The sequence below is a fragment of the Brevundimonas sp. NPDC058933 genome (assembly GCF_049315965.1).
GTDB lineage: Bacteria > Pseudomonadota > Alphaproteobacteria > Caulobacterales > Caulobacteraceae > Brevundimonas.
This window is the reverse complement of sequence record NZ_JBMOSL010000026.1, coordinates 1-2414: the sequence shown is the minus strand read 5'-3', so window position 1 is coordinate 2414 and position 2414 is coordinate 1. Positions and strand designations below refer to the sequence as shown.

4 protein-coding genes are annotated in these 2414 nt (G+C 63.1%); all 4 read right to left on the bottom strand.

Annotated features, from left to right (window positions below; genetic code table 11):
• Positions 1 to 1397 (bottom strand): mercury(II) reductase (gene merA, locus ACOZBP_RS17285; RefSeq protein WP_422677552.1); only part of this gene is annotated, 1397 nt, incomplete at its 3' end.
• Between the two features lie 38 nt (positions 1398 to 1435).
• On the bottom strand, positions 1436 to 1861 hold the full coding sequence (gene merC, locus ACOZBP_RS17280; RefSeq protein WP_000522996.1) for an organomercurial transporter MerC: 426 nt from the start codon (positions 1859 to 1861) through the stop codon (positions 1436 to 1438).
• A 27-nt stretch (positions 1862 to 1888) separates the two neighbouring features.
• A complete protein-coding gene (gene merP / locus ACOZBP_RS17275) occupies positions 1889 to 2164 on the bottom strand; it encodes a mercury resistance system periplasmic binding protein MerP (RefSeq protein ID WP_004178136.1) in 276 nt (91 codons plus the stop codon).
• A gap of 13 nt (positions 2165 to 2177) precedes the next feature.
• Positions 2178 to 2414 (bottom strand): mercuric ion transporter MerT (locus ACOZBP_RS17270; protein WP_422677551.1); only part of this gene is annotated, 237 nt, incomplete at its 5' end.

Sequence of the window (2414 nt, the reverse complement as noted above, 5' to 3'; positions counted from 1 at the left end):
CTGTCGGTCTCGATCCCGTCGTGATGTGCTTCCGCCTCGCTGTAGCCCACGGTGGCGACCTGCGGGTCGGTGAACACCACGGCCGGCATTGCGGTCAGGTCCAGGGCCGCATCGCCGCCAGTCATGTTGATCGCAGCACGGGTGCCGGCCGCTGCCGCCACATAGACGAACTGAGGCTGGTCGGTGCAGTCGCCAGCCGCATAAATGTGTGGCGTACTGGTGCGCATGCCCTTGTCGATGACGATGGCCCCCTGCGCATTGGCAGCGACTCCCGCCGCTTCCAATGCCAGGCTGCGCGTGTTCGGTGCCCTGCCAGTGGCGACCAGCAGCTGGTCGGCGCGTATTTCACCGTACCCGGTTGTCAGCACGAATTCGCCGTCCACATGCGCGACCTGGCTGGCTTGCGTGTGTTCCAATACCTTGATCCCTTCGGCACGGAACGCGGCTGTAACGGCCTCGCCGATGGCCGGGTCGTCGCGGAAGAACAGCGTGTTGCGAGCTAGGATCGTGACCTGGCTGCCCAGCCGGGCGAAGGCTTGCGCCAGTTCCAGCGCGACCACCGACGAGCCGATCACGGCTAGGCGTTCGGGAAGGGTGTCGCTGACCAGGGCCTCGGTCGAAGTCCAGTAGGGTGACTCTTTCAGGCCCGGAATCGGCGGCACGGCCGGGCTGGCACCCGTGGCGACTAAGCAGCGGTCGAAAGCTACCACGCGCTCGCCACCATCGTTTAAACGGACGACCAGGCTCTGCTCATCCTTGAAACGCGCCTCACCATGTACAACGGTGATGGCCGGGTTGCCGTCCAGAATGCCTTCGTACTTGGCATGGCGCAGTTCTTCGACGCGCGCCTGCTGCTGGGCCAGTAGTTTGCTGCGGTCAATCGCAGGCACAGTCGCCGCGATACCGCCGTCGAACGGACTTTCCCGACGTAAATGGGCGATGTGGGCGGCGCGAATCATGATCTTGGACGGCACGCAGCCGACGTTGACGCAGGTGCCGCCGATGGTGCCGCGCTCGATCAGCGAGACGTGCGCGCCTTGCTCGACGGCCTTCAGTGCTGCCGCCATTGCCGCGCCACCGCTACCAATGACGACGACCTGCAACGGGCGTTCGTTGCCACTGGGCTTATCAGCGGCCCCTATCCAGCCGCGCATCTTGTCGAGCAGGCCGGCGCGGTTGTCCGTCGGTGGCGCATCGGCAAGCGTTGCCTCGTAGCCCAGTCCGGCCACGGCGGTAGTCAGCGCATCCGATGACGTGCCCGCCTCAATGGCGAGTTGCGCTGTGCCCTTCGGATAGGACACCAGCGCCGATTGCACGCCGGGCACTTTCTCCAAGGCTTCCTTGACGTGAGCCGCGCACGAGTCGCAGGTCATCCCGGTGATTTTCAGGGTGGTCATGTATTTTTCCTTTTCTGTGGTGGCTACGGCTGTTGCCGTCAGCCACGTTGTTCTGGCAATTCACAGCTGTCCGGCCCGCAGCGGCGATGTGCTGGCGAGATGAAATCCCAGACCGACACCCCAACCATCAAGGCCAGGCCGACATAGAGCAGTCCACCGCTCTGCCAGCCGTAAGCCCGCATTAAAAACACCGCTGCCAGCACCAAGATCGGGCCTATCGTGCCGAGCGCCGTGCGTCGCCACTGTCGATGATTGAGCCAAGCGATAGCATTGGCGAGTAACGCGATGCCGGCGAACATCGGCAGCAGGATGCCAATGAATAGCCCCTCGTACTGGCTCAAGAAGCCCAGTCCGATGGCCGCGCCAAAGCTGGCGATGGCAGGAAAACAGGCGGCGCAGCCCATCGCGGAAACGACGCTGCCGAGCGCGCCGGTTTTGCCAGCGATGCGCGTGATGAGTCCCATGTGTCGCTCCCGAGTTCGGTTAACGGATCAGCGTTTGAGGCTGGACGGATAGCCCGCGTCCTCGGTCGCCTTGGTCAACTTCTGGACGTTGGTCTTGGCATCGTCGAAGGTGACGACGGCCTGGCGCTTGTCGAAACTTACGTCGGTCTTGCTCACACCCTCAACCTTGGAAAGCGCGTGCTTGACAGTGATCGGGCAAGAGGCGCAGGTCATGCCAGGCACGGACAGCGTGACGGTCTGAGTGGCGGCGAACACGGGGGCAACGAAAGCGGCGAGAGCGAGGGAGGCAAACAGCTTTTTCATGATGAACTCCTGATTAGTAGAAAAATGGCATGACGTAGGGAAAACCAAGCGCGACCAAGACCAACACGGCGACGAACCAGAAAATGAGCTTGTAGGTGGTGCGCACTTGCGGAATCGCGCACACCTCGCCCGGCTTGCAGGCTGCGGTCGGTCGGACGATGCGCCGCCAGGCAAAGAACAGTGCAACCAGCGCCGCGCCGATGAAGATCGGCCGATACGGCTCCAATACCGTCAGGTTGCCGATCCATGC